Source organism: Kitasatospora sp. GAS204B (assembly GCF_029892155.1).
Lineage (GTDB): Bacteria > Actinomycetota > Actinomycetes > Streptomycetales > Streptomycetaceae > Kitasatospora.
In genome coordinates this window covers 159,068-181,734 of the sequence record NZ_JARZAG010000004.1, presented here as the reverse complement: position 1 = coordinate 181,734, position 22,667 = coordinate 159,068, and the positions used below count along the sequence as shown (strand labels likewise).

Sequence of the window (22,667 nt, the reverse complement as noted above, 5' to 3'; positions counted from 1 at the left end):
GGATCACAGGTGTGGGGGAGAGAGAGAACGTGGGGGAGAAAGGGGTGGGGCGGCGGCTGAGGGTGGGCCGCCGCCCCGGGAAGGATGGATCTGATGGACCGTCAGCCCATGTGCGGGTAGCGGTAGTCCGTCGGCGGGACGAACGTCTCCTTGATCGACCGGGTCGAGGTCCAGCGCGCCAGGTTCTGCTTGGCGCCGGCCTTGTCGTTGGTCCCGGAGGCCCGGCCGCCGCCGAACGGCTGCTGGCCGACGACCGCGCCGGTCGGCTTGTCGTTGATGTAGAAGTTGCCGGCCGCGAAGCGCAGCTTGTGCATCGCGTCCTGGGCGGCGGCGCGGTCCTGGGCGAGGATCGAACCGGTCAGGCCGTAGGGCGAGACCGACTCCATCTGCGCCAGCATCTCGTCGTACTTGTCGTCCTCGTAGACGTGGACGGCCAGGATCGGGCCGAAGTACTCGTCGCGGAAGTACTCGCTCGCCGGGTCGGCGCAGACCAGCACGGTCGGGCGGACGAAGTAGCCGACCGAGTCGTCGTAGGTCCCGCCGGCCAGCACCTCGACCGACGGGTCGGCCTGGGCGCGGTCGATCGCGGCCTTGTTCTTGGCGAAGGCGCGCTCGTCGATCACGGCGCTCATGAAGTTCGCGAGGTCGGTGACGTCGCCCATGGTCAGGCCCTCGACCTCGGCCTGGAACTCGTCCTTCAGACCGGCCCAGATCGAGGCGGGCACGTAGGCGCGGGAGAGCGCCGAGCACTTCTGGCCCTGGAACTCGAAGGCGCCGCGGGTCATCGCGGTCTTCAGCACCTTCGGGTCGGCCGACGGGTGGGCGACCAGGAAGTCCTTGCCACCGGTCTCGCCGACGATCCGCGGGTAGCTGCGGTAACCGGCGATGTTGTTGCCGACCTCGCGCCACAGGTGCTGGAAGGTCGGGGTGGAGCCGGTGAAGTGGATGCCGGCCAGCGCGGGGTGCTTGAGCGCCACGGCGGAGACGTCCAGGCCGTCGCCGGTCACCATGTTGATGACGCCCTTGGGCAGCCCGGCCTCCTCCAGCAGCTCCATCAGCAGATGCGCGGAGAACTGCTGGGTGGGGGACGGCTTCCAGAGCACCACGTTGCCCATCAGCGCCGGAGCGGTGGGCAGGTTGCCCGCGATGGCGGTGAAGTTGAACGGGGTGATCGCGTAGACGAAGCCCTCCAGCGGGCGGTGGTCGCTGCGGTTCCACACGCCGTCGGAGGAGATCGGCTGCTCGGCGATGATCTGCCGGGCGAAGTGCACGTTGAAGCGCAGGAAGTCGATCAGCTCGCAGGAGGAGTCGATCTCGGCCTGCTGCGCGGTCTTGGACTGGCCGAGCATGGTGGCCGCGGCCAGCGTCTCGCGCCAGGGGCCGGCCAGCAGGTCGGCGGCGCGCAGGAAGATCGCGGCGCGCGAGTCGAAGGAGAGCGCCTGCCAGGCGGGAGCGGCCGCCAGGGCAGTGTCGATGGCGTCCTGCGCGTCGGCCTGGGTGGCGTTGCGCAGGGTGCCGAGCCGAGCCGCGTGGTTGTGCGGCTGGACGACGTGGATCTCGGTGCCCGCGCCCATCCGGCGCTCACCGTTGATCGTCATGGTCAGCTGGACGGGCTCCTGGCCCCCCAGCTCCTTCAGCTTGGCCTCCAGGCGAGCCCGTTCCGGGCTGCCGGGGGCGTAGCTGTGGACCGGCTCGTTCACCGGCGCGGGGACCTGGGTTACAGCGTCCATGAGCGCGCGCTCTCCTTCGAGTCGTGGGGGTGGCCAGTGCGGGGGTCACACGCGGGCCATGAAGGAACGTTAAGGCTCGAGCCGGGCCCGCATGGTTGGCCAGGCGGCTAAAGTCATCCGTACGGCATTGTCCGAGTGGATGAACATCACGCAGTACGTCCGGCAGCACGAGCCGCACGCCCGGCAACACGAACCCGAGGAGGCCCCGGATGAGCACCACCGGCCTCCCGCTCCGTCAACTGCTCATGTCGCTGGGCGAGCCCCTGGTCGAGCTGCAGGCCGCGCCCGCCGGCCTGGACGTCCCGGTGCGCGAGGTGGCGATCCTCGACCCCGAGGACCCGGCCACCGCCAACCCCGGCGAGCTGGTGCTGGCCATCGGCGCCCGCGGCCGCGCCGCGCTGCCCGCGCTGCGCGCCGCCGGACGGGCCAAGGCGGCGGCCGTCGCCGTCAAGCTGGACGCCCCGGGCCAGGCCGACGCCCTGCGCGAGGCGGCCACCGAGGCGGGCGTGGCGCTGCTCTCGGTGCGCAGCGAGACCCGCTGGGAGCAACTGGACGCGCTGGCCCGCGCGGTGATCAACGGCCCGGACCTGCCGGAGAGCACCGAGGCCGGCTCGGGGGCCGGCGGCGTCGGCGACCTCTTCGCACTGGCCCAGACCACCGCCGTGCTGACCGGCGGGATCGTCTCGATCGAGGACACCTCCAGCCGGGTGCTGGCCTACTCCCGGTCGGCCGACTCGGACGAGGTGGACGACCTGCGGCGGCTGTCCATCCTGGGCTGGCAGGGGCCCGAGCCGTACCTGTCCAAGCTCCGCGAGTGGGGCATCTTCCAGCACCTGCGCAGCTCGGACAGCGTGATCGCGGTCGAGCCGCACCCCGAGCTCGGCCTGCGCCGCCGGCTGGCGATCGGGATCAGGGCCGGCGCCCAGCCGTTGGGCACGATCTGGGTCCAGGAGGGCTCGCAGCCGCTCGCCCCGCAGGCCGAGCAGGCGCTGGTCGGCGCGGCCCGGGTGGCGGCGGCCCAACTGATGCGGCGCCGCCGCGAGCTGTCGGCCGACGTCCGGCTGACCCGGACCCTGCTCACCGGCCTGCTCGAAGGCAGCACCGGACCCCAGTCGCTGGCCACCCACCTGGGCCTGCACCAGCACCGCCCGGCCACCGTGCTCGCCTACGCGGCAGTCGGCGCCGACCTGAGCCGCACCGAGGTGACCGGCCTGATCTCGGTGCACACCGCCGCCCGGCACCGGGGCGCGCTGCTCGCGCCGATCGACAGCCGGGTCTACGTGCTGCTGCCCGAACTGCCGGCCAACCTGCCGATGACCACCGTGCGGGACTGGGCCCAGGAGGTGGTCGACGCGGCCCGCGACCACCTGGGCATCGCGCTGCGGGCCGCGATCGGCAGCACCGTGCACGGCCTGGCGGCGGTGCCCGCCTCCCGGGCCCAGGCGGACCGGATCCTGGACGCGATGGGGCGCGGCGGGGTGGTGCCCGAGGTGGCCGCGCTGATCGACGTGCAGGCGGAGGTGCTGGTCAGCGAGGTGCTCGCGCTGCTCCAGGAGCGGCCGGCGCTGCGCGATCCGCGGCTGGCGGCGCTCACCGCGTACGACGCCCGGCACGGCACCCGGCTGGCCGAGTCGGTGCTGGCCTGGCTGGACGCGCTGGGCGAGGTGCGGGTGGCGGCGCAGGCGCTGCACATCCACCCCAACACGCTGCGCTACCGGGTGCGGCGGGCCGAGCAGTTGACCGGGATCGACCTGGCCCAGCCGCAGCAGCGGCTGCTGGCGATGCTCCAGCTGCGCCTGCCGTCCGAGGAGCCGAACGAGCCGAGCTGACGGGGGCGTTGGCCCGGGCGGCTGCACCCCTGTCTACTCAGCGCCCGCGCTCCCTGCGCCACTGCTCCCAGGCCGCCAGCCACGCCTGCTCGGCGCACTCCACCTCCTCGGCCGCGCCCGTCCGCCGGCGGCTCAGCTCCTCCCAGGCCCGCTGCGCGGGCAGGCTCGGCACCTGGCTGGCGAACGCCGTGTAGCGGATCACCTCCTCCAGCGCGGCCCGTCCCTGCGCGCTGCCGATCAGCCACTCGGTCCGCTCGGCGAGCAGCAGCAGGTGGCCGACCATCGAGCCGATCGCCGCGCAGGCCTCGGTGCGACTCTCGCAGGCGTAGTGCATCTGCTGGCGGACCGCGGCCTCCCACTGCTCGGGCGGCTCGGCGACCCGCAGCCGGCGCGGCATCCGGGTGCGGCCGCGGGAGAGCCGGTGCGCCCGGTGGGCCAGCGTGCGCTCGACGCTGAACTCCAGCAGCGCCCGGTGCGCGTCCAGGCCGCTGAGCGCCAGGTGGCTGCGCTGGAGCTGGGCCAGGCGCCGGCGGCGGCGCGCGGCCACCCCGCGCAGCAGCTCGGTGCGGCCGACCGTGAAGCGCTCGTGGCCGGCGCCGTCCAGCTGGTCCAACTCGATGTCCGCGGGCGCGATCCCGCGACCGCAGACCAGCACCACCGAGCCGTAGACCAGCAGCCGCCCGGCCCAGACCGTGCGGGCCCGGGCGGCCGGACCGCTGCCGGCCCCGCTCTCCTCGTGGATCTGCACGGCCGTCGGCTCGCCCGCCACGCTGATCCACTCGCGCAGCGCGCGGACCCGCCCCGGGCAGTCGCCCTCGTCGATGCCGAGCTGCTCGTAGATCCGGTCCCGCTCGCGCTCGACCAGTTCCTCCAACTCGGGCAGCGGCGCGTAACGCTCCACCCCCGGCTGGTAGGTGCGCACGGTGACGTACGGGCCCTCCAGCGAGGTCCAGTCACCGGAGCGCAGCTCGATCCAGGTGATCTCGCCGTTGTGCGTCTCGTAGCCGCTCATCGCGTCGCTGTCGGCGTGCGCGCCGGGCTCGGGGGCGATGCCGCGGGCGCCGCGCCCGGCCCGGTCCACGCCGTACACCGGGAAGTCCAACTCCCCGAAGACCTGCCGGACATGGCGCTCCTGCTGCCCGAAGTACTCCTCGTCCGCCAGGCATTCGCCGGGCCCGGGCCCCGCCTCGGTCCGCAGTGGCATGGCCGTGTCACCCGGTTCCGCGGCCCAGCTCCCGCTGCCGATCGTCACCTTCGCCGCACCCCCGGGCCTCGCCGTCGTTCGGTCCGCGGCCACCCGCGGACGGGAGTCGCCCGCCCGGTCGGCCGCGTTCGCCCACGATACGTGCGCGCTACCTGCTGGGCCATCAGCTTCCCTCGTACGGTTGGCAGATACCCGCTCCGGGCCCGCCACGCGCGGATCGGGCCTATGTTGTCGGGTGCCCCTGCCTACGCTTGGCCGTATGACGACCGAACGGTGGCGGCCGGTTCCCGTGCACCGAAACCGGGCGGCGCGAGCCGCTCGGGCCGCCCGAGCCGCCGTGGCCGCATCATCGGCGGTATGGACTTCAACCAGTACCACCTGACCACCAGTTGGCGACTGCCCGCGCCGCCCGACGCGGTCTTCCGGGCGCTGCGCGACGTCGAGGGCTATCCGCGCTGGTGGCCGCAGGTGCGCCAGGTCCAGCGGCTGGACGGCAGCAGCGGGCGGCTGCGGATCCGCTCGGTGCTGCCCTACGAGCTGGTGCTGACCGCCCGGGAGCGGCGGCAGGAGGAACGGGGTGCCGGGCAGGGCGGGGTACTGGAGGCGGAGCTGACCGGCGATCTGGCCGGCTGGTCCCGGTGGACCGTCACGCCGGACGGTCCCGGGGCCAGCCTGGCCGTCTTCGAGGAGCAGGTGCGCGGCGGCAAGCCGCTGATGCGGCTCCTCGCGCTGCCCGGGCGGCCGGTCTTCCTGGCCAACCACGCGCTGATGATGCGCTCGGGGCGGCGCGGACTGCGCCGCCACCTGTCCGCCGGGCCGCTGCCCGCCCGGCTACTGCCGTGACCGCGCCTTGAAGGCCGCCTTGCGGGCCTCCTTGGCCACCTGACGGTCCAGGTGCAGCTCGCCGACCGACTCCAGCACCTGAGCGGTGTACGGGTGCTCGACCCGCCACAGCTCGCCGAAGAAGCTCGCCGGGTTGTCGGTCACCGGCATCCCGGAGATCAGCTCGCGCAACACCTCGGCGTCGCCCTCGCTGTCCAGCAGCTGGGCGGCGAAGGTGTCCACGGTGGTCCACAGCACCATCGTGCGGCTCGGCGCGGGCACGTCGGCGGCCCCGCGCGAGACTAGCCAGGCTCGCGCGCCACCGCCCAGCTCCGCGTCGTCCAGCACCTCGCGGGCGGCCGGCTCGGCCGCCTCGCCCAGCTCGGTCAGGGCCAGCTGGGCGAGCATCCGGCGCAGCGGCGCGGTGCGGTCCTCGCCACGCGCGGCGTCCAGCAGCTCGCGGGCGGCGGCCAGCGGCTCGCGGTCCGCCAGCCAGACCCGGATCTCCTGCTCGGGCAGCACGTTGCCGGCCTCGGCGATGCCCTGCAGCAGCGCGACGGCGTCGCCGGTGGCCAGCTCGCCGATCAACGGCGCCTCGTAGCCCTCGTCGAGCAGCCACTGGCGGATCCCGTACTGGCCCAGCGGGGTCAGCTTGACCAGGCCGAACCGGGCGGCCTCGGCCTCGTCCAGGGCCCGCTCGGTGTCCTGCGGCGCCTGCTCGGACCCGGCCTCCTCCTCGTCGAAGAGTTCCGGGTCGATCGGCTGGTACTCCAGCAACCCGATCTCGGCCAGGTCGGCGAGCATCGGGTCCAGGGCGACCATCACATCGGTGATGTCGCCGAGCATCTCCTCGTCCGGCTCCTCGCCGTCGGGGACCACCAGCAGCGCGGCCAGCACGCCGAGCGGCACCGTCTCCTGCCCCGGCTCGGCGAACGCGGTGGCCTCGTAGAGCACCTGGAGCGCCTCGTCCAGCAGCTCGGCGGCCTCTTCCTGGACCTCCTCGTACTGGGCCAGCAGCTCCTCGGCCCGCGCGTCGTCGGCCTCCTCGCCCGCGTCCGGCTCGGCGTCCAGCGGCTCGATCTCCACCGCCAGCTCGGCGATCAGATCGGCGGCCGCCAGCCACAGCTCCAGCACCGACTCCGGATCGCCGGCCTCCACCGGGGCCAGCTCGCTGCTCGGGCCCGCCGCGCGGTTGCCGGCCTCGTCGTGCGCGACCAGCACCAGCTCCAGGTCACTGGCCAGCGACCAGACCCGCATCGCCTCCAGCACCGCCTCCTCGGCGACCTCGCCCTCGGCCGGTGCCAGGTCGAGGAACCGGGCGGCCGCCTCGCGGTCCTCGTCCAGCAGGTCGCCCAGCTCGTCCACCGGACGGGTGGGCGCGCTCCATCGGGCCAGCCGCACCGCCCGCTCGATCAGCGGCACGGCCAGCGCGGCCGCCGCCAGCTCCGCCTCCGGCAGCAGCCGCACCGGCGGGACCATGACCGAGAGGTCGTCCAGGTCCTCCTCCGCGTCCGATCCGTGCGCGCCGTAGAGGTCGGCCAGCTCGAAGTCGGCCGGCAGCAGACCCTCGTTGCCGGGCAGCGCGTCCGGCCCGGTCACCGACGGGTGGTCAGGGTTCTTACGACGTCGTCCGGCCATCAGGCGCGAGCTCCTAGCGAAGGATCGGGTTCTGCACACTCTGCACACTCTGCGATCAGCGTATCGGCCGTTGCCTCGGCAGCGCCCCTCCTGCGGGGGGCGCGTGCCACCCGTGCACGCCGGTACCGCACCACCCCGTATCCTTCCTTTCGACCCCGTGCACACCCCGCGCGCGGTCACGCCTGGGCAATGCCGCCCAGCTCTGTTCAGCTCACCCCGCTCCACCACGGTCCTCCCGCACCCACGGCCACCACCACAGCGCCACCGGACGGGCGCGTCGGCATGCCACGCCGACCCGCGGTGGCGCCCGGCCACACAGGAGACCCCTGCCATGGCGGACCTCTCCCCCGCCGGTTCCGGCCTGCCCCTCGTGCAGCGCCCCGGGCACCGGCTCTCGGAGGCCCTGCTCCCCCTGGAGCTCGCACCACGGACCCAGCTCCAGCTGGCCGCCGTCAGCCGCTGGAACGCGCTGCGCGGCGTCCGCGTCGGCCTCTGTGCCGCCGCCCTGCTCCTGCTCCTGATCGGGGCCAACCTGGCCACCCCGGTCTACCCCCTGCTGCAGCAGCGCCTGGGCCTGACCGCCTTCGACACCACGCTGCTCTTCACCGTCTACGTCTTCGCGCTGGTCCCGGTGCTGGCCGCGGTCGGCCACTGGTCCGACCTGCTCGGGCGGCGCGCGCTGATCCTGCCCGCCGTCTGCCTGGCCGCCAGCGGGGACGCGCTCTTCGCCACCGCCAACTCCTTCGGCCAGCTGGCCGCCGGACGGGCCGTGCAGGGCATCGCCGTCGCCCTGGCCACCGGCGCCGCCGGCGCGGCCCTCGGCGACCTGCTGCCGGACCACCCGACGCTGGCGGCCAAGCTCACCCTGGCCTGCTCGGCGGGCGGCGTGGCGCTCGGCCCGGTGGTCGGCGCCTCGCTGGCCGGCGGCTCGCACCCGTTGCTCACCCCGTTCCTGGCGCACGCCGTCGCGCTGCTGGTGCTCTGCGTGCCGCTGGCGCTGGTGCACCCCCGGATGCCCGGCGCCCGCCGCCCGGCCGACGCCCCGCCGCGCGTCACCGCCCCGCTCCACCTGCGCCCGCGCCGCCTCGCGCTGCCCGCCCAGGGCCGCCGCACCTTCCTGCTCGCGGCGGGCGCCGGCTTCGTCTCGTACGCCGTCTTCGGGGTCTACCTGAGCCTGGCCCCCGCCTTCTCGGCCGGCCTGCTGCACACCCACTCCCGGATGGTCGGCGCCGTGGTCGCCGCCCTGCTGCTGGGCTCCTCCGCACTGGCCCAGCTGCTCGTCCCACCCACCCGTGACCGCCGTTTCATCGCCCTGGGCATGACCGGCCTCGCCCTCGGCCTCGCCCTGGTCGTCACCGCCGAGTACGCCCACCAACCGGCCCTGCTCTTCGCCGGCAGCGTGCTGGGCGGCGCCTGCCAGGGCATCGCCTTCCGCTCCCTCTTCACCACGGCGGTGGCCGCCATGAACCCGGCCCGCCGCGCGAGCGAGATGAGCACCCTCTGGGTGATCGTCTACCTCGGCAGCTCCCTGCCCATCGTGGCGGTCGGCGCCCTCTCCCAGCACTACGGCCTGCTCCCGGCCGTCAGCGGCTTCGCGGTGATCGCGGCAGCGGCCTGCCTGGGGCTCGCGGGGGCGGTGCTGCGGCGGGGTTAGGGCCGCCGCGACGCCGAGCCCGGAACAGCACATGGCCCGGACGCCCGACGGTGTCCGGGCCGTGGCGTTCGCCTGACGGGCCATCAGAATGGTGCCACCATCGAAGAACCCTGACGCGAGGAGGGCACCGTATGCACAGCCGTTCCGGCATACCGTGGTCTATCACTCTGGACTTCACCCAGGACGCGGCCCGCGCGCTCGCCGTCCGCGACGCACTCGGCTTCGCCGACCCGGTGGACCCCACATGATGACGGACGCCGTCAACGCACTCCAGCGGCGCACCAGTCTCGGCGAGTTCCACCTGCACATCATCGCGGTCCCCGTCGCCGGCCCGCTGTTCCGCCCGCTCGCCACCGACCACCAGGTGCTGATCAGCACCGAATTGCTACGTGACCGCGCTGCCCACGTCGACCGGGTCGTTGCACACCTCACCTCGGACGCAGCCGACTGAGCCCGAATTCAGTCGGACCAGGGGCGCCAGAGTTCGGTGCGGAACTCGAAGCCGAAGGGCTCCGGCAGTCGCACCACGTCGCCGAACTTCCAGGCCTGCAACTCTTCGTAGCGCCCGGCGAAGCGATCCGGACTCCCATAGAGGGTGACCCGCGACCGCTTCGGATCCCGGTCGACCAGCAGATGATGCGCCACCCCTGCGCGGGCGTAACCACTCCACTTGGTACCAAGGGCCCGACGCCCGACCACCGGCTCACGATCGTTGTGTGCGTTCGACTTCGACGTCACTTCGACGACCAGCTCAACCTGGTCGGGAGTGAGAAACCTGGCGCCTTCCGACCAGGCTCTGGTCTCGGTGTCCGCGTGGAAAACGAGCAGGTCAGGAATATAACCGTCACCGAGCTCGACCATGTCGAGGCCAAGCACCTGCATGCTCCGCCAGGGGAACTGAGGGTCGACGAATCCCCGACCGTCGATCACCCGCTGGATAGTCGCGATGATTCCGGCGTGCGCGAAGGCAGGCGCAGGTGACACGAACATCTCCCCTCCGATCACCTCCACCCGCGTGCCGTCATTCGGCAGGTGCAGATAATCGGCCAGCTCGCCCCGCGCCCACATCGCATACGGGGAGTCGGGCAGCATGTAATGCGCGATCGCAGCCACAGACACCTCGGCACTCCCTCCACGGTCGCAAGCCCAGCATCGCCCAGAGTACGCAGAGACGCCGCTGCCGCATGGCAGCTCCCCTCAAAGGAGCGATCCACGCGGCAGCGGGTTGACGGCTGTCAGACGTTGAACCCCAACGCCCGCAGCTGCTCGCGCCCGTCGTCGGTGATCTTGTCCGGGCCCCACGGCGGCATCCAGACCCAGTTGATCCGCAGATCCTGGACCAGGCCGTCGGTCGCCGTCTTCGCCTGGTCCTCGATGACGTCGGTCAGCGGGCAGGCCGCCGAGGTGAGCGTCATGTCGATGGTGGCGACGTCGGACTCGTCGATGTGGATGCCGTAGATCAGGCCAAGGTTGACCACGTCGATGCCCAGCTCGGGGTCGACCACGTCCATCAGGGCCTCGGTGAGGTCCTCGACGGAGACGGTGCCCGCGGTGGTGCCGACGATGACGGTCGGGCCCTCGGCCTGGCCGTCCGCCTGGGGGGCCGGGGTGCCGGCCTCGGTGTCGCTCATGCTCAATCGGTCCTCGTCAGTTGTTGATGGCCGGCTGTTCGGCGAGCGCCTTCGCGGTGGCGTCCTTCCAGGCCATCCAGCTCAGCAGCGCGCACTTGACCCGGGCGGGGTACTTGGAGACGCCGGCGAACGCGACCGCGTCCTCCAGCACCTCCTCGTCGCCCTCGGCCTGGCCCTTGCTCTGCATCAGCTCCAGGAAGGCCTCCTGGATCGCCTGGGCCTCGCCGATCGGCTTTCCGACCACCAGGTCGTTCAGCACCGAGGCGCTGGCCTGGCTGATCGAGCAGCCCTGCGACTCGTAGGAGACATCCGCGACCACCGCGCCGTCGAGCCGCACCCGCAGGGTGATCTCGTCACCGCAGGTGGGGTTGACGTGGTGGACCTCGGCGTCGCCGTCGCGCAGGCCCTTGCCGTGAGGGTTGCGGTAGTGGTCCAGGATGATCTCCTGGTACATGGAGTCGAGCTTCATGTCGCCGTCACACCCCTCAGCCGAAGAAGTTGCGGACGTGGTGCAGGCCGTCGATCAGCAGATCGACCTCGCCCGGCGTCGAGTACAGGTAGAACGACGCGCGAGTGGTGGCCGGAACCCCGTACCGCAGGCAGACCGGGCGGGCGCAGTGGTGACCGACCCGGACCGCGATGCCCTGCTCGTCCAGCACCTGGCCCACGTCGTGCGGGTGGATGTCGCCGAGCACGAAGGAGATCGCCGCGCCGCGGTCGACCGCCGTGCGCGGGCCGATGATCCGCAGGTCCGGCACCTCCTGGAGGCGCGCGACCGCGTACTCGGTGATCGCGTGCTCGTGGGCGGCGATCTTCTCCATGCCCACGTTGGACAGGTAGTCGATGGCCGCGCCGAGCCCGACCGCCTGGGCGATCGGCGGGGTGCCGGCCTCGAACTTGTGCGGCGCCGGGGCGTAGGTGGACGAGCCCATGGTGACGGTCTCGATCATCTCGCCGCCGCCGAGGAACGGCGGCAGGTCCTCGAGGAGTTCCTGGCGGCCCCACAGCACGCCGATGCCGGTGGGCGCGAGCATCTTGTGACCGGTGAAGGCGACGAAGTCGGCCTCCAGCGCCTGCACGTCCAGCACCATGTGCGGCGCGGCCTGCGAGGCGTCGATCAGCACCAGGGCGCCGACGTCCTGGGCGCGGCGGACGATCGCCTCGACCGGGTTGATCGTGCCCAGCAGGTTGGAGACCAGCGTGAAGGAGACGATCTTCGTCTTCTCGGTGATCAGCTGCTCGATGTCGGACAGGTCGAGCCGGCCCTCGTCGGTCAGCCCGAACCACTTCAGCTTCGCGCCGGTGCGCTGCGAGAGCAGCTGCCACGGCACGATGTTGGAGTGGTGCTCCATCTCGGTGATGACGATCTCCGCGTCCGCGTCCACGCGGTACGGCTCGTCAGCCCAACCCAACATGTTGGCAACGAGGTTGAGCGACTCCGAGGCGTTCTTGGTGAAGATCACCTCGTCCCGGCTCGGCGCGTTGATGAACGCCGCGACCTTGTCCCGGGCGCCCTCGTACAGCGCGGTGGCCTCTTCGGCCAGCACGTGCACGCCGCGGTGGACGTTGGCGTTGTGCTGCTCGTAGTACGCGTTGAGCGCGTCCAGCACCTGCCGGGGCTTCTGCGAGGTGGCCGCGTTGTCCAGGTAGACCAGCGGCTTGCCGTCGTGCAGCACCCGCTGCAGCACCGGGAAGTCCTTGCGGATCGCGTCGGTGTCGAGCAGACCCGCCAGCGTCGAGCCGGGATGAATGATTGTCACTCGGAAGCGCCGCCCTTCACGTAAGCCTCGTAGCCCTCGTTCTCCAGCTTGTCGGCGAGCTCGGCGCCACCGGACTCGACGATCCGGCCGGCCGAGAAGACGTGGACGTAGTCGGGCTTGATGTACCGCAGGATGCGGGTGTAGTGGGTGACCAGCAGGGTGCCGACCTCACCGGAGGAGGCGACCCGGTTGATGCCCTCGGAGACCTGGCGCAGCGCGTCGACGTCGAGGCCGGAGTCGGTCTCGTCGAGGATCGCGATCTTCGGCTTGAGCAGCTCGAGCTGGAGGATCTCGTGGCGCTTCTTCTCGCCGCCGGAGAAGCCCTCGTTGACGTTGCGCTCGGCGAAGGCCGGGTCCATCTGGAGCGTCGCCATGGCCTCCTTGACCTCCTTCACCCAGGTGCGCAGCTTGGGGGCCTCGCCGCGGATCGCGGTGGCCGCGGTGCGCAGGAAGTTGGAGACCGAGACACCGGGGACCTCGACCGGGTACTGCATGGCCAGGAAGACGCCGGCCCGGGCGCGCTCGTCGACGGTCATCGCCAGCACGTCCTCGCCGTCCAGCAGCACCTGGCCGCTGGTGACGGTGTACTTCGGGTGCCCGGCGAGGGTGTAGGCCAGGGTGGACTTGCCGGAGCCGTTGGGGCCCATGATGGCGTGGGTCTCGCCCTGCTTGACCGTCAGGTCGACGCCGCGCAGGATCTCACGGGGGCCGGCCTCAGTTTCGACGGAGACGTGCAGGTCGCGGATTTCAAGGGTTGCCATGCTCAGGACTCCTGGGTGACGGAGACGAGCACATCGTCCCCTTCGATCTTTACGGGGTAAACGGGAACCGGCCGGGTGGCGGGCAGTCCGGAGGGCTTGCCGGTGCGCAGGTCGAACGTCGAGCCGTGCAGCCAGCACTCGATCCGGCAGTCCTCGACCTCGCCCTCGGAGAGCGAGACGTTCGCGTGCGAGCAGATGTCGTTGATCGCGAACACCTCGCCCTCGGTGCGCACGATCGAGATCGCCAGCCCACCGCCCAGCTCGACGCGCTTGGGCGAGTCCTCGCCCAGCTCGTTCAGCGAGCAGACACGCACGTACACAGCATTGGTGGTTCGCTCGCTGCGCTCGCTCATGCCACGCCCGCCAGTTCGGCCTCGATCTTCTCCATCAGCTGGTCGTGGAGCTCGGGAACCCCGATCTGCTGCACCAGCTCGGCGAAGAAGCCGCGCACCACCAGGCGGCGCGCCTCCTCCTGCGGGATGCCGCGGGACTGCAGGTAGAAGAGCTGCTCGTCGTCGAAGCGGCCGGTCGCCGAGGCGTGGCCCGCACCGACGATCTCGCCGGTCTCGATCTCCAGGTTCGGGATCGAGTCGACCCGGGCGCCGTCGGTGAGCACCAGGTTGCGGTTGTGCTCGTAGGTGTCGGTGCCCTCGGCGGCGGCGCGGATCAGCACGTCGCCGACCCAGACCGCGTGCGCGTCCTGGCCCTGCAGCGCGCCCTTGTAGACCACGTTCGACCGGCAGTGCGGGGTGTCGTGGTCGATCTGCAGGCGGTGCTCCAGGTGCTGGCCGGCGTCGGCGAAGTAGAGGCCGAACAGCTCGGCCTCGCCGCCGGGGGCCGCGTAGGTGACCCGCGGGTGGATCCGCACCAGGTCGCCACCGAAGGTGACCACCACGGACTTGAGCGAGGCGTCCCGGCCGACCAGCGCGGTCTGCTGGGAGGTGTGCACCGCGTCCCGGTCCCAGTCCTGGACCGAGACGAAGGTGAGCTTGGCACCGTCGCCCACCAGCAGCTCGACGTTGGCGGCCCGGGTGCCGGTGCCGGTGTGGTTCAGCACCACGACGGCCTCGGCGAACGGCTTGACGTCGATCACCACGTGCGCGAAGCGGACGCCGCCCTCGCCGCGCACGTCGATCCTGACCGGCTCGGTGAGCACCGCGTCCTTGGGGACGGTGACCACCAGCGCCTGCTCGAACGCGCTGAACGCCTGCGCGGCGACCCGGTCGACCGGCTTGCCGGCCTTGCCGATCCGCGCGTCGTCCCGGCCGACCAGGTCGGCGGTGACGCCGTCCGGCAGGCTGAACTCGACCTTGTCCTCACCCTTCGGCGCGCTGACGGCGCTGCCGTCGTGCAGCCCGCCCAGGCGGTGCAGCGGGGTGAACCGCCAGTCCTCCTCGCGGCCGGTGGGCACCGGGAAGTCGTTCACGTCGTACGAGGGCTTCACCGCGACCCGGGCGTCGATCGGCTGCAGTGCGGTGGCTCGGCCGGTGCCGGGCCCGGCGAGCTGCGCGCCGGCACCGGCGGTACCGACCTCGATCGACCCGGCGGTGGTGGAGCCGGCGGTGTTCATGGGCGTATCAGCCATGGCTGTTCGTGTTGCTCTCTTCCTCAAAGTGTCAGCGGGGTCGGACGGCTACTGCCTCGTCTCGAAGGACAAGGCGTCAGCCGACGGAGCCCTCCATCTGCAGCTCGATCAGCCGGTTGAGCTCCAGCGCGTACTCCATCGGCAGCTCACGCGCGATCGGCTCGACGAAGCCGCGCACGATCATCGCCATCGCCTCGAACTCGGTCATGCCACGGCTCATCAGGTAGAAGAGCTGGTCCTCGCTGACCTTGGAGACGGTCGCCTCGTGACCCATCGAGACGTCGTCCTCGCGGACGTCGACGTAGGGGTAGGTGTCCGAGCGGGAGATGGTGTCCACCAGCAGCGCGTCGCAGAGCACGTTGGACTTGGCGCCCTTGGAGCCCTCGCCGATCTCGATCAGACCGCGGTAGGAGGTGCGGCCACCGCCACGCGCCACCGACTTGGAGACGATGTTGGAGGAGGTGTTCGGCGCCATGTGCACCATCTTGGCGCCGGCGTCCTGGTGCTGGCCCTCGCCGGCGAAGGCGATCGACAGGGTCTCGCCCTTGGCGTGCTCGCCCATCAGGTAGACGGCCGGGTACTTCATGGTGACCTTGGAGCCGATGTTGCCGTCGACCCACTCCATGGTCGCGCCCTCGTACGCCACGGCGCGCTTGGTGACCAGGTTGTAGACGTTGTTCGACCAGTTCTGGATGGTCGTGTAGCGGCAGCGGCCGCCCTTCTTGACGATGATCTCGACCACGGCGCTGTGCAGCGAGTCCGAGGAGTAGATCGGCGCGGTGCAGCCCTCGACGTAGTGGACGTAGGCGTCCTCGTCGACGATGATCAGCGTCCGCTCGAACTGGCCCATGTTCTCGGTGTTGATCCGGAAGTAGGCCTGCAGCGGGATGTCCACGCGCACGCCCTTCGGCACGTAGATGAACGAGCCGCCGGACCAGACCGCCGTGTTCAGCGAGGCGAACTTGTTGTCGCCCACCGGGATCACGGTGCCGAAGTACTCCTGGAAGAGCTCCGGGTGCTGCTTGAGCGCGGTGTCCGTGTCGAGGAAGATCACGCCCTGCTCCTCCAGGTCCTCGCGGATCTGGTGGTAGACGACCTCGGACTCGTACTGCGCGGCGACACCGGCGACCAGACGCTGCTTCTCGGCCTCCGGGATGCCGAGCTTGTCGTAGGTCGCCTTGATGTCGGCGGGCAGGTCCTCCCAGGACTCGGCCTGCTTCTCGGTGGAGCGCACGAAGTACTTGATGTTGTCGAAGTCGATGCCCGAGAGGTCGGAGCCCCAGGTCGGCATGGGCTTCTTCTCGAACAGCTTCAGGCCCTTGAGGCGCAGCTTGAGCATCCACTCCGGCTCGGACTTCTTCGCCGAGATGTCGCGGACGACGTCTTCGTTCAGGCCGCGCTTGGCCACCGAGCCGGCCGCGTCGGGGTCCGACCAGCCGTACTCGTAGGTGCCCAGACCTTCGAGCTCCGGGTGGGAAACGGTGTCAGTCATGCGGGGTTCCTCCGCGCAGGCGCAGTCGGTGTTTCGGTGGTCGTACCGGCAGTCGGCGCTGCACCGGTGCGATCGCCAGAGCTTTCACTCGCGGCGGGCGACGGTGCGGCACCGGGTGCCGGCACATAGGTGGTGCAGACCCCGTCGCCGTGGGCGATGGTGGCCAGCCGTTGCACATGGGTGCCCAGCAGCTGGGAGAAGACCTCGGTCTCCGCCTCGCACAGCTGGGGGAACTGCTCGGCGATGTGCGCGACCGGGCAGTGGTGCTGGCAGAGCTGGGCGCCGGCCGGGGCCTTGGCGGCCGGGGCGGCGGACGGCACACGCCGCACCGTCGCAGCGTACCCGTCGGCGCTCAGCGCCTCGGCGAGCGCCTCGGTCCGCTGGTCGGCGGCGGCCCGCTCCAGGGCGCCGAGGTAGCGCTGGCCCTGCTTGCCGAACCGGGCCCGGGCGAAGGCGGCGACCGCCTCCTCGCCGGCCTTGCCGCCACCGACCGCCTCGGCGATCCAGCGCAGCGCGTCGGCGGCGAGCTGGTCGTAGGCCTGGTAGAAGGCGTCCCGGCCGGACTCGGTGAGGGCGAACACCTTGGCGGGTCGCCCCCGGCCCCGGCTGCCGTAGACCCGCTGCTCGCGGGACTCGACCAGGCCGGCCGCGGCCAGCCCGTCCAGGTGGCGGCGGACCGCCGCGGCGGTCAGCCCGAGCCGGCTGGCCAGATCGGCGGCCGAGGACGGACCGTGGTCCAGGATCGAGCGGGCGACCCGGTCCCGGGTCGCCCGGTGGCCGTCCAGCAGCACTTCCGCCGAGGTCGCGGGCACCGGGAAGCCGGGGGCCGACTCGGCCTCCTGCTCCTGCTGGTGCTCGCGGATGTTTTTCACAACACCATTGTTGCGTAATTAGCTCCGACCGGACAAGCCGTGACCTACGCCTCAACGGTGGGATCGGTCACGCAGGTAAGGCTTACCTGACCTGCGAAAACGATCTAGCCGGGGCGACGTCCGGCCCCTTCGGTCCGGCCTCCTACACTCGCCGGTATGCAGAACTCACCCGCCGTCGAGATCGCCGGGCTGGTCAAGCGGTACGGCGAGAAGACCGCGGTGGACGGCCTCGACCTGCGCATCGAGCGCGGCACCGTCACCGCCGTGCTCGGCCCGAACGGCGCCGGCAAGACCACCACCATCGAGACCTGCGAGGGCTACCGCCGTCCGGACGCGGGGACGGTACGGGTGCTCGGACTCGACCCGATCCGGCAGGCAGCCGAGCTGCGACCCCGGATCGGCGTGATGCTCCAGTCGGGTGGTGTGTACGCCGGCGCCCGCGCCGTCGAGATGCTGGAGCACACCGCCAAGCTGCACGCCCACCCGCTGGACGTGCCCGCCCTGGTCGAGCGCCTGGGCCTGGGTTCGTGCGGCCGCACCAGCTACCGCCGGCTCTCCGGCGGCCAGCAGCAGCGGCTCGCGCTGGCCATGGCCGTGGTCGGCCGCCCCGAGCTGGTCTTCCTGGACGAGCCGACCGCGGGCCTGGACCCGCAAGCCCGCCGCGCCACCTGGGAGCTGGTCCGCGACCTGCGCCGGGACGGCGTCACGGTGGTGGTGACCACCCACTACATGGACGAGGCCGAGCAGCTCGCCGACGCCGTCCAGATCGTCGACGGCGGCCGGGTGATCGCCGGCGGCAGCCCCGACGAGCTCTGCCGGGGCGGCGCCGAGAGCAGCCTGCACTTCGACGGCCCGCCCGGGCTGGACCTCGGCGCGCTGACCAAGGTGCTGCCCGACGGCGCGGCGGCCGTGGAACTCGCCCCCGGGAACTACCGCGTCGAGGCGCCGATGGACCCGCGACTGGTCGCCACCGTGACCGCCTGGTGCGCCGAAGCCGGCGTACTGCCCGAACGGCTGACCGTGCAGCGGCGCAGCCTCGAAGACGTCTTCCTCGAACTGACCGGACGGGACCTGCGCTCGTGAGTACCTACGCACCGCGGCCCGGCGCCGCCCCCGTCCACCGGATGCTGCTCGCGCAGACCGCCTTCGAGACGAAGATGCTGCTGCGCAACGGCGAGCAGCTGCTGCTCACCGTGGTGATCCCGACCGTGCTGCTGGTGCTGTTCAGCGCGGTCGACGTGGTGTCGGTGACCGGCCCCGGCAAGCGGGTCGACTTCCTGGCGCCCGGCCTGCTGGCGCTCGCCGTGATGTCCACCGCCTTCACCGGACAAGCGATCGCGACCGGCTTCGAACGGCGCTACGGCGTGCTCAAGCGGCTCGGCGCGAGCCCGCTGCCGCGCTGGGCGCTGCTGACCGCGAAGACCGGCTGCGTGCTGGTCACCGAGGCGCTGCAGGTCGCACTGCTCTCGGTGATCGCGCTGGCACTGGGCTGGTCGCCGCACGGCGATCTCTTCTCGGTCCTCGCGCTGCTGATCCTGGGCACCGCCGCCTTCTCCGGACTCGGCCTGCTGATGGCCGGCACCCTGAAGGCCGAAGCCACCCTGGCGGCCGCGAACCTGGTCTTCATCCTGCTGCTGCTGGCGGGCGGCGTGATCGTGCCGCTGACCAAGTTCCCCTCGGCGGTGCGCTCGCTGCTCGACCTGCTGCCGATCAGCGCGCTCTCCGACGGACTGCGCACCGTCCTGCAGACCGGCGCCGGGGTGCCCTGGTCGGACCTCGGCATCCTGGCGGTCTGGGCGGTGCTCGGGCTGGCGGCGGCGGCGCGGTTCTTCCGCTGGGAGTAGCGGCCGACCGAACAGAAGAAGGGGTGAGGACCGGTTGCGGTCCCCACCCCTTCAGCGTTGATCAGCGACGTTCAGCGTCACCTAGTGACGACCGGCCTTGCGACGACGGGTCATGAAGACCAGCCCGCCACCGAGAACCACCACGGCCGCACCGACACCGGCGATCATGCCGGAGTCGCTGCCGCCACCGGTGAAGGCGAGCGACGGACCCGTGCTGCTCGGCTTCGGCGCCGGGGTGGTGGGCTTCGGCGCCGGGGTGGTCGGCTTGGCCGAAGTCGGCGCGGGGGTGGTCGGGGTGGGCGACGCCGTGGTGGGGGTCGGGCTGGGCGTCGGGCTGGGCGGGGTGGGGCTCGGGGTGGGGGTGGGCGTCGGGCAGACCGGCACATGCTCCACGTCGGTGAAAGTCCACGTGTGCTTCATCGTCGGGTCATCACCCGCGACGACCGCGATCGTCACGTCGACCACGCCGGAGTGCTTGGGGTCCACCTGGAACGTCTGCTGGAACGTGTCCTTGAACGTCTGGGTGGGCAGCACGGTCTGGTCGCCCTCGGTCACCGTGATGGTGTTGGTGACGTTCGAGTTGTAGTTGGCCAGATTGACCGTGACCGACGAGCACGTATGCGTGATCGTGTAGGTGTGCGCCGAAGCGGTACCGGCCAGCAGACCGGTGGCGGCCACCGCGAGCACGGCGGCCCCCGCGAACGTGCGGCCGGTTATCCGCGCTTGTCGCGCCATAGCAAAGTCCTTCCGAATGAGGCTGTGCGGCACGGTCGTTGACCAACCATCCGGTGATCTGTAAGCGACCGGCTACACCTGGTGCGGGGGACTCTACCGGCACCAGGGCCCCTGACGCCCCCCGTGGATCGGCTGAATTCCGCCTAGCTGCCCGGGCCTTGACATGCTGAGAAGCACACCACGCGGCTCACCTCAGGCAACAGCCGTCCGCCGGACCCGCGTTGCCTTGCTCACACCGCAAGCAAACCGGGCGCACAGTGATCACAAATGATCGCTGGGCGCCCGGTTTGAGATATTTGAGCAAACATCAGGCCATTCGCTCCCCCATGACGGCTCGACCTGCCACACGGTGCTCCCGATCAGGCCTTCCGCGCCGCCAACGGTCACCGGGATCACGCCGAAAGCGCCCGCGAGGACGAGCCCGTCGTGCGACCGCGCCGAGGCCGCCGGACCCGGTCCACGGTCGCGCCGCGCCGACCGCCACACGCTGGCGCTCCCCCGCCGCAAGATCGGCAAGCGCGCAACCTAGGATGAAACGGTGCGTACCCCCTTCTCCCTGCTGGCCGAGCGCTGGCACCCGTCCGCCACCATGGTGCGGCGGGCCGCCTTCGCCGCGCTGGTGATGAGCGTCGTCATCGTGGTCACCGGCGGCGCGGTGCGGTTGACCGGGTCCGGGCTCGGCTGCAAGACCTGGCCGACCTGTACCGGTGACAGCATCACGCCCACGCCGGCGATGGGCCTCCACGGGATCATCGAGTTCACCAACCGGACGCTGACGGACGTGCTCTGCGCGGCGGTCGGCTGGGCGATCCTGGCCGCGCGGTGCGCGACGCCGTGGCGGCGGTCGCTGACCCGGCTGGGGTGGTGGCAGTTCTGGGTGGTGATGAGCAACGCCGTGCTCGGCGGGATCACCGTGCTGGTCAAGCTCAACCCGTACGTGGTGGCCTGCCACATGCTCTCGGCGCTGGCGCTGGTCTGGGTGGCGCTGGTGACCTGGGAGCGGGCCAAGGAGGGTGACGGGCCGGCCCGGCCGCTGGTCACCGGGCCGGTTCGGCAGTTGAGCCACGTGCTGGTGGCCGCCACGGGCGCGCTGGTGGTGGCCGGCACGCTGGTCACCGGGGCGGGGCACCACCCGGGGGACTCCAGTGACGTGCCGCGGGTGCCGATCAGCTACGACCGGCTGGCCCAGCTGCACACCGACCTCGCCTGCGTGACCGTCGGGCTGTCGCTCGCGGTGATCTTCGTGCTGGCCGCCGTCAAGGCCCCGCCGGCCGCTCGGGCCCGGGCCCGGGAGCTGTTCGTGGTGCTGATGGCGCAGGGCGTGCTGGGGTTCGTCCAGTACTTCACCGACGCGCCGGAGTTGCTGGTCGGCCTGCACATGCTCGGCGCCTCGCTGACCTGGATCGCCGTGCTGCGCGTCCCGCTGGCGCTGCGCACCCGGGACGCCGAGAAGGCGGAAGCCGCGCCGCTGCCCGCGCAGGCCCCGCAGGGGGCAGCCGTCTGACGGCTCGTCAGCAGGAACGCCCGAGCACGGCGCCAAGAACGGCGAAGGCCCTGACTCCCACCGCACCGGGGAGTCAGGGCCTTCGTCCGTACCGTCCGTACCGGACGGCGGATCCGGATCGACGACGTCAGCCGCCGAGCTGGATGCCCGCCATCCGCTTCCACTCGTACGGGCCGGTGCGTACCTTCAGGGCGAGTTCACCCTCGAAGGAGTCGTGCAGCGTGACCCCGGCCAGCTCGGCGGCCCGACGGCCCACGGCGTAGCTGGGCGCCACCTGGTCGCCCCAGGCGCCGTCCTGACCGACCAGCACGATCCGGGTGGCGTCCCGGCCCACGTACTCCACCACGGCGTCGGCGCTGCCGCCGTGCTGTGCGGAGAACGCGGTCAGGTGCTTGGCGATGCGCTTGGCCCGGCGCTCGGCACGGGCGTCCACGGCGTTGGGGGCGAGGGTCTCTGCGCTGCTCATGACCCGCATGCTACCCACGAGTAGCGGAACACGCGACGGCGTGGTCCTGTGCCGCCCGACACAGAAGCGGGAGAACGAACGGCCCCGGTGTCGCGAACACACCGGGGCCGACTACCTGAGGAACCTGACTACCTGACGAACGGGTCGATCGCGATCACGACCATCAGCAGCGTCAGGTAGGTGATCGACCAGTGGAAGAGCCGCATCTCCTTGAGCTTGGCGCCCACCACACCGGCCTTGGCGCGGGCGTGCAGGCCGTGCGCCTCCTTCAGCCAGAACGCGCCCAGCACCACGGCCGAGACGGGGTAGAGCCAACTGGTGTGCGCCAGCGGCCACAGCGCCAGCGAGACGGCCACCATGACCCATGAGTACGCGACGATCTGCCGGGCCACCGCCAGGTCTCCCGCGGTCACCGGCAGCATCGGCACGCCGGCCTTCACGTAGTCCTCGCGGACCTTCATGGACAGCGGGTAGTAGTGCGGCGGGGTCCAGAAGAAGATGACCAGGAAGAGCACGAACGGCGCCCAGCTCAGCGACCCGGTCACCGCGGCCCAGCCGACCAGCACCGGCATGCAGCCGGCGATGCCGCCCCAGACGATGTTCTGCGCGGTGCGCCGCTTGAGGCCCAGCGTGTAGACGAAGACGTAGAAGAGGTACCCGGTCAGCGCCAGCCCGGAGGCCAGCCAGTTGACCAGCAGGCCGAGCCAGAGCGTGGAGACGACGCCCAGCGCGATCCCGAAGACCACGGCCTCGCGCGGCGAGACCATCCCGGTCACCAGCGGTCGGCGCTCGGTGCGGCTCATCACCGCGTCGATGTCGCGGTCGATGTACATGTTGAGCGCGTTCGCGCCACCCGCGGAGAGGTACCCCCCGACGACAACCTCCAGCACCAGCAGGAGGTTGGGCACCCCGCGCTGCGCCAGGAACATCACCGGAACGGTGCTCATCAGCAGCAGCTCGATGATCCGAGGCTTGGTCAGTGCGACGAAGGCCCCGACACGAGCCCCGAACGGCCGGCGCGCGCGGGTCGTCCCGAGGACCCCGGCGGGGCGGGATTCAACGGCGGTCACGAACACCCCAACTGAAGATGAATCTTCGCAGGCGTCCCCGGGTCGATTGCTCGTGAATCCGTTCACGCTG

Annotated in this window: 22 protein-coding genes; 7 read left to right on the top strand and 15 right to left on the bottom strand. The window is 71.5% G+C overall.

The window, feature by feature from the left end:
* Nucleotides 1–101: 101 nt before the first annotated feature.
* Nucleotides 102–1,730, bottom strand: coding sequence for an L-glutamate gamma-semialdehyde dehydrogenase (gene pruA / locus P3T41_RS07695; RefSeq protein ID WP_280688834.1), 1,629 nt, complete (start codon nt 1,728–1,730; stop codon nt 102–104).
* A 209-nt stretch (nt 1,731–1,939) separates the two neighbouring features.
* Here pruA and P3T41_RS07690 point away from each other — a divergent pair, with 209 nt between their 5' ends.
* Complete coding sequence (locus P3T41_RS07690; RefSeq protein WP_280688833.1) at nt 1,940–3,559, top strand: helix-turn-helix domain-containing protein; 1,620 nt, start codon at nt 1,940–1,942, stop codon at nt 3,557–3,559.
* Between the two features lie 37 nt (nt 3,560–3,596).
* Here the strand turns inward: P3T41_RS07690 and P3T41_RS07685 are convergent, their stop codons facing one another.
* A complete protein-coding gene (locus P3T41_RS07685; RefSeq protein WP_280688832.1) occupies nt 3,597–4,763 on the bottom strand; it encodes a hypothetical protein in 1,167 nt (388 codons plus the stop codon).
* Nucleotides 4,764–5,120: 357 nt separating this feature from the next.
* Here P3T41_RS07685 and P3T41_RS07680 point away from each other — a divergent pair, with 357 nt between their 5' ends.
* Entirely contained in the window at nt 5,121–5,606 is a 486-nt protein-coding gene (locus P3T41_RS07680) for an SRPBCC family protein (RefSeq protein ID WP_280688831.1), read from the top strand.
* Here the strand turns inward: P3T41_RS07680 and P3T41_RS07675 are convergent.
* Complete coding sequence (locus P3T41_RS07675) at nt 5,595–7,223, bottom strand: hypothetical protein (protein ID WP_280688830.1); 1,629 nt, start codon at nt 7,221–7,223, stop codon at nt 5,595–5,597. The genes P3T41_RS07680 and P3T41_RS07675 overlap by 12 nt on opposite strands.
* Before the next feature lie 331 nt (nt 7,224–7,554).
* Between P3T41_RS07675 and P3T41_RS07670 the strand changes: the two genes are divergently transcribed.
* A complete protein-coding gene (locus tag P3T41_RS07670) occupies nt 7,555–8,877 on the top strand; it encodes an MFS transporter (protein WP_280688829.1) in 1,323 nt (440 codons plus the stop codon).
* A gap of 244 nt (nt 8,878–9,121) precedes the next feature.
* Nucleotides 9,122–9,328 (top strand): hypothetical protein, encoded by a 207-nt coding sequence (locus tag P3T41_RS07665; RefSeq protein ID WP_280688828.1) that lies wholly within the window; start codon nt 9,122–9,124, stop codon nt 9,326–9,328.
* 8 nt (nt 9,329–9,336) lie between these two features.
* Here P3T41_RS07665 and P3T41_RS07660 read toward each other — a convergent pair whose 3' ends face one another.
* The 9 genes from P3T41_RS07660 to P3T41_RS07620 form a co-directional block, all read right to left on the bottom strand.
* The gene (locus P3T41_RS07660) at nt 9,337–9,990 is read right to left on the bottom strand and encodes a Uma2 family endonuclease (protein WP_280688827.1); all 654 of its coding nucleotides are present in this window, start codon (nt 9,988–9,990) and stop codon (nt 9,337–9,339) included.
* Nucleotides 9,991–10,112: 122 nt separating this feature from the next.
* A complete protein-coding gene (locus tag P3T41_RS07655; RefSeq protein WP_280688826.1) occupies nt 10,113–10,508 on the bottom strand; it encodes a metal-sulfur cluster assembly factor in 396 nt (131 codons plus the stop codon).
* 16 nt (nt 10,509–10,524) lie between these two features.
* Nucleotides 10,525–10,977, bottom strand: a complete 453-nt coding sequence (gene sufU / locus P3T41_RS07650) for a Fe-S cluster assembly sulfur transfer protein SufU (RefSeq protein WP_280688825.1) — start codon at nt 10,975–10,977, stop codon at nt 10,525–10,527.
* 16 nt (nt 10,978–10,993) lie between these two features.
* Nucleotides 10,994–12,268, bottom strand: a complete 1,275-nt coding sequence (locus P3T41_RS07645) for a cysteine desulfurase (RefSeq protein ID WP_280688824.1) — start codon at nt 12,266–12,268, stop codon at nt 10,994–10,996.
* Nucleotides 12,265–13,029, bottom strand: a complete 765-nt coding sequence (gene sufC, locus P3T41_RS07640; protein WP_280688823.1) for a Fe-S cluster assembly ATPase SufC — start codon at nt 13,027–13,029, stop codon at nt 12,265–12,267. The genes P3T41_RS07645 and sufC overlap by 4 nt, the downstream gene beginning before the upstream one ends.
* A gap of 2 nt (nt 13,030–13,031) precedes the next feature.
* Nucleotides 13,032–13,382: a non-heme iron oxygenase ferredoxin subunit gene (locus tag P3T41_RS07635; protein WP_280688822.1), complete on the bottom strand. Its 351-nt coding sequence runs from the start codon at nt 13,380–13,382 to the stop codon at nt 13,032–13,034.
* Complete coding sequence (gene sufD / locus P3T41_RS07630) at nt 13,379–14,614, bottom strand: Fe-S cluster assembly protein SufD (RefSeq protein WP_280688821.1); 1,236 nt, start codon at nt 14,612–14,614, stop codon at nt 13,379–13,381. The genes P3T41_RS07635 and sufD overlap by 4 nt, the downstream gene beginning before the upstream one ends.
* Before the next feature lie 76 nt (nt 14,615–14,690).
* Entirely contained in the window at nt 14,691–16,106 is a 1,416-nt protein-coding gene (gene sufB / locus P3T41_RS07625) for a Fe-S cluster assembly protein SufB (RefSeq protein ID WP_280688820.1), read from the bottom strand.
* Entirely contained in the window at nt 16,103–16,918 is an 816-nt protein-coding gene (locus P3T41_RS07620) for a helix-turn-helix domain-containing protein (RefSeq protein ID WP_280689049.1), read from the bottom strand. The genes sufB and P3T41_RS07620 overlap by 4 nt, the downstream gene beginning before the upstream one ends.
* 216 nt (nt 16,919–17,134) lie before the next feature.
* Between P3T41_RS07620 and P3T41_RS07615 the strand changes: the two genes are divergently transcribed.
* Together P3T41_RS07615 and P3T41_RS07610 are read left to right on the top strand one after the other, a co-directional pair.
* Nucleotides 17,135–18,061, top strand: coding sequence for an ABC transporter ATP-binding protein (locus P3T41_RS07615; protein ID WP_280688819.1), 927 nt, complete (start codon nt 17,135–17,137; stop codon nt 18,059–18,061).
* 41 nt (nt 18,062–18,102) lie between these two features.
* The gene (locus P3T41_RS07610; protein ID WP_280689048.1) at nt 18,103–18,822 is read left to right on the top strand and encodes an ABC transporter permease; all 720 of its coding nucleotides are present in this window, start codon (nt 18,103–18,105) and stop codon (nt 18,820–18,822) included.
* Nucleotides 18,823–18,903: 81 nt separating this feature from the next.
* Here the strand turns inward: P3T41_RS07610 and P3T41_RS07605 are convergent, their stop codons facing one another.
* Nucleotides 18,904–19,557 carry an LAETG motif-containing sortase-dependent surface protein gene (locus tag P3T41_RS07605; RefSeq protein WP_280688818.1) on the bottom strand — a complete coding sequence of 218 codons (654 nt, stop codon included), beginning with the start codon at nt 19,555–19,557 and terminating at the stop codon, nt 18,904–18,906.
* 589 nt (nt 19,558–20,146) lie between these two features.
* On the opposite strand from P3T41_RS07605, the gene P3T41_RS07600 reads away from it, so the two are divergent.
* Nucleotides 20,147–21,061, top strand: coding sequence for a COX15/CtaA family protein (locus tag P3T41_RS07600; protein WP_280689047.1), 915 nt, complete (start codon nt 20,147–20,149; stop codon nt 21,059–21,061).
* A gap of 127 nt (nt 21,062–21,188) precedes the next feature.
* Here the strand turns inward: P3T41_RS07600 and P3T41_RS07595 are convergent, their stop codons facing one another.
* Both P3T41_RS07595 and P3T41_RS07590 read right to left on the bottom strand, forming a co-directional pair.
* Nucleotides 21,189–21,527 carry a hypothetical protein gene (locus tag P3T41_RS07595; protein WP_280688817.1) on the bottom strand — a complete coding sequence of 113 codons (339 nt, stop codon included), beginning with the start codon at nt 21,525–21,527 and terminating at the stop codon, nt 21,189–21,191.
* Between the two features lie 128 nt (nt 21,528–21,655).
* Nucleotides 21,656–22,597, bottom strand: coding sequence for a heme o synthase (locus P3T41_RS07590; RefSeq protein ID WP_280688816.1), 942 nt, complete (start codon nt 22,595–22,597; stop codon nt 21,656–21,658).
* Between the last annotated feature and the right edge of the window lie 70 nt (nt 22,598–22,667).

Bases quoted from the DNA above. Each gene is read 5' to 3' on its own strand.
- P3T41_RS07610 (WP_280689048.1), top strand. From the start codon at position 18,103: ATGCTGCTCGCGCAGACCGCCTTCGAGACGAAGATGCTGCTGCGCAAC.
- P3T41_RS07600 (WP_280689047.1), top strand. From the start codon at position 20,147: ATGGTGCGGCGGGCCGCCTTCGCCGCGCTGGTGATGAGCGTCGTCATC.
- P3T41_RS07605 (WP_280688818.1), bottom strand. From the start codon at position 19,557: ATGGCGCGACAAGCGCGGATAACCGGCCGCACGTTCGCGGGGGCCGCC.
- P3T41_RS07635 (WP_280688822.1), bottom strand. From the start codon at position 13,382: ATGAGCGAGCGCAGCGAGCGAACCACCAATGCTGTGTACGTGCGTGTC.
- P3T41_RS07680 (WP_280688831.1), top strand. From the start codon at position 5,121: ATGGACTTCAACCAGTACCACCTGACCACCAGTTGGCGACTGCCCGCG.
- sufC (WP_280688823.1), bottom strand. From the start codon at position 13,029: ATGGCAACCCTTGAAATCCGCGACCTGCACGTCTCCGTCGAAACTGAG.
- sufB (WP_280688820.1), bottom strand. From the start codon at position 16,106: ATGACTGACACCGTTTCCCACCCGGAGCTCGAAGGTCTGGGCACCTAC.
- P3T41_RS07670 (WP_280688829.1), top strand. From the start codon at position 7,555: ATGGCGGACCTCTCCCCCGCCGGTTCCGGCCTGCCCCTCGTGCAGCGC.
- P3T41_RS07690 (WP_280688833.1), top strand. From the start codon at position 1,940: ATGAGCACCACCGGCCTCCCGCTCCGTCAACTGCTCATGTCGCTGGGC.
- P3T41_RS07655 (WP_280688826.1), bottom strand. From the start codon at position 10,508: ATGAGCGACACCGAGGCCGGCACCCCGGCCCCCCAGGCGGACGGCCAG.
- pruA (WP_280688834.1), bottom strand. From the start codon at position 1,730: ATGGACGCTGTAACCCAGGTCCCCGCGCCGGTGAACGAGCCGGTCCAC.
- sufD (WP_280688821.1), bottom strand. From the start codon at position 14,614: ATGGCTGATACGCCCATGAACACCGCCGGCTCCACCACCGCCGGGTCG.
- P3T41_RS07665 (WP_280688828.1), top strand. From the start codon at position 9,122: ATGATGACGGACGCCGTCAACGCACTCCAGCGGCGCACCAGTCTCGGC.
- sufU (WP_280688825.1), bottom strand. From the start codon at position 10,977: ATGAAGCTCGACTCCATGTACCAGGAGATCATCCTGGACCACTACCGC.
- P3T41_RS07595 (WP_280688817.1), bottom strand. From the start codon at position 21,527: ATGAGCAGCGCAGAGACCCTCGCCCCCAACGCCGTGGACGCCCGTGCC.
- P3T41_RS07615 (WP_280688819.1), top strand. From the start codon at position 17,135: ATGCAGAACTCACCCGCCGTCGAGATCGCCGGGCTGGTCAAGCGGTAC.
- P3T41_RS07675 (WP_280688830.1), bottom strand. From the start codon at position 7,223: ATGGCCGGACGACGTCGTAAGAACCCTGACCACCCGTCGGTGACCGGG.
- P3T41_RS07685 (WP_280688832.1), bottom strand. From the start codon at position 4,763: ATGCCACTGCGGACCGAGGCGGGGCCCGGGCCCGGCGAATGCCTGGCG.